Origin of the sequence: Microbacterium sp. (genome assembly GCF_030149085.1) — a bacterium.
Taxonomy (GTDB): domain Bacteria; phylum Actinomycetota; class Actinomycetes; order Actinomycetales; family Microbacteriaceae; genus Microbacterium.
Genome location: NZ_JASBSF010000394.1, coordinates 1 through 2,428, shown reverse-complemented (window position 1 = coordinate 2,428; position 2,428 = coordinate 1). Strand labels below are relative to the sequence as shown.

Below are 2,428 nucleotides of genomic sequence, written 5' to 3'. Positions count from 1 at the left end.
AGTCCAGGTACGACTGCGCAGATCTGATCGCGTTCTGCTGACCGAGCGTCAGCTGCGGCTTCTCCTCCAGGGTCAGTGTGACGGTCGCGCCTTCCTCGATCTCGGCGCCCTCTGCGACATCCTGCGCGATCACCGGCATCGACTCGTCGCCGTCGGCAGAGACCCGGATGCCGAGGGCCTCGAGAACAGTGCGGGCCGTCGCGCCATCCATGCCGACGACGTTCGGCACGATGATCAGCACCGGGTCGGGCTCGGCCTCGGCGGCGACGGCCGCCTGCTCGGTCGTGCGCGCCGGTGCGGCGGGTGCAGCATCCGAGGTCAACCGCCCGCCTCCCAGCGCGCTGCCGATCCCGCCGATGACGATCAGGCCGACGACGACTGCGGCCGGGATGATGACCGCCTTGCGCGTGTACCACGGCCGCTTCGAGGCGGCGGGGACAGCGGCATCGGCGGGGACGGCGGTATCTGTTGCGGCGGGCTGGCGCACGAGGTCGGTGCGCCAGATGGTTCCATCCCAGTACATTTCGGAGCCGGGCGCGGCCTCGGCGCCCGGATGCGGGTACCAGCCTGCCGGAGTGGACGATGGTGTGGTGTTGCTGTTCTCATCCATGAGAACGCCCTTCGGGTCGGATTAGGCGCGCACCCCCCGGCGCACGTCACCAGCCGTTGGCCAGTGGAACAGGACATACCACCCCTCCGACATTGCGCGCAGCGACACCGGCCGGATCAATGTCGGACCCCCCTCGTAGTGTCGGGGTATGGAAGCGGTCGGTGCGGGTGATTCGGGTCAGTGGCCCGGGATTCCGGATGCTGACGCATTCCTGTATGAGAGCGATGTGCGGGAGTGGGATGCCGAGGTGGCGGGGTGGGTTCCGCCGCGTCCGGACGCTGTGGCTCTTGTGCTGGAGGCTGCTGATTTGGAGGCGGTGTTCGCCGCGCAACGGTTAGCCCGGGTCGATGACCTCCGCCTCGAAGCCCTCGATGATGTCACCCGGTACGGGGGTGGCTCCCGGGAACTGGTGATGCGGTCCCTGCGCCTGGAGCTCGCGTCGGCGTTGCGGATCACGGAGAACGCGGCGGGGATGATGCTCGCCCGTGCCGAGTCTCTGGTCCACTCGTATCCTGCGGTGTTGGAGTCCCTGTCTCGTGCGGGGGTGACGGTCCGTCACGCGGAGATCCTCGTCGATGACCTGGATGTCCTGGACCGGGAGGTTGCGGCACGGCTGGTGGGGCGGGCGTTGGAGCTCGCGGAGTCGTTGCCGGTGGGGTCGTTCCGGCGGGCGTTACGCCGTCTGATTGACCGGGAAACCGCACCGAGCCTGACGGAGCGCCACGAAGCCGCGGTGCGGGGTCGTCGGATCGTGGTGGAGCCGTCGGGGGATTCGATGTCGTGGGTTCACGCGCTGGTTCCGTCGGTGGAAGCCCAGGCGATCTACGGGCGTGTCACCCAGAAAGCTGTGGTGATCCGTGACCACGAGCGCGGTGCCACTCGGGGCGGGGAGCCGGGGGATGGGTCGCAGCGGAGTCTGGATGAGATTCGGGCTGACGTGTTCTGTGACCTGCTCATCGACGGGACGGTGGCGCAGCACCCGGAGGGTGCGCGGGGCATCCAAGCGACCGTGGTGGTCACCGTCCCCGCCCTGGCTCTGCTGGGTGTTGAGGGAGTGACGGATCCTGCGGAGGTGGAGGGGGTCGGTCCGATCCTCATAGACACCGCCCGGGAACTCGCCGGTAACGCGTCGGGGTGGATCCGGGTGCTGACCCACCCGGAAACCGGGGCCGTGGTCTCGGTCGGGCGCACAAGGTATCGGCCGCCACCGGAGCTGGCGAAATTGGTGAAGTGGCGGGCTGACCGGTGCATGGGCCCGGGATGCGGGAAACCGGCCTCGCAGTGTCAGATCGATCATTCGGTCGCGTGGGCCGACGGGGGTGAAACCTCGGTGACGAACACGGCCCCGCTGTGCCAGGGCCATCACACGGTGAAGCATCACGGCGGGTGGCAGATCACCCACCTCGATGACGGGTCGCTCGAATGGGTTTCCCCGCACGGGCGCCGGTACGTCGTGAAACCCGAACGACACCTCCCCACCTTCTACCCCGACGCGGCTTGACGGTCCCAGTAGCATCGGCTCAAGGGGTCGGTCGGCGACTCCTGACAGAGGAGCCGTTCGGTGGGGAACTTCGACTTCGTCGCGCAAGCGTGGCCGCAGGTCGGTGACGCCGCTGCGCGCGCCGAAGCCTATCTGCGCGCCGACCCGCGGGCATCCGCCACCTACGCTCGGCGCGCTGCCGAACTCTTCACCGCCTGGATCTACTCCGCCGAGAACCTCGAGCGCCCCTACGACGACACCTTCGCCAACCTGACCGCGCAGAGGTCGTTCCGCGACACCGTCGGCGACTCGATCTGCGGCAGCCTCAGGATCATCCG

At 68.5% G+C, this 2,428-nt stretch carries 3 protein-coding genes; 2 read left to right on the top strand and 1 reads right to left on the bottom strand.

Annotated features, from left to right (window positions below):
- Positions 1 to 610, bottom strand: a 610-nt coding sequence (locus Q1V87_RS15615; RefSeq protein ID WP_300594955.1) for a PASTA domain-containing protein, incomplete at its 3' end; no start/stop codon positions are given.
- 148 nt (positions 611 to 758) lie between these two features.
- Between Q1V87_RS15615 and Q1V87_RS15610 the strand changes: the two genes are divergently transcribed.
- Both Q1V87_RS15610 and Q1V87_RS15605 read left to right on the top strand, forming a co-directional pair.
- The gene (locus tag Q1V87_RS15610) at positions 759 to 2,111 is read left to right on the top strand and encodes an HNH endonuclease signature motif containing protein (protein WP_300594952.1); all 1,353 of its coding nucleotides are present in this window, start codon (positions 759 to 761) and stop codon (positions 2,109 to 2,111) included.
- 60 nt (positions 2,112 to 2,171) lie between these two features.
- A partial coding sequence (locus tag Q1V87_RS15605; RefSeq protein WP_300594949.1) for a hypothetical protein occupies positions 2,172 to 2,428 on the top strand: 257 nt, incomplete at its 3' end.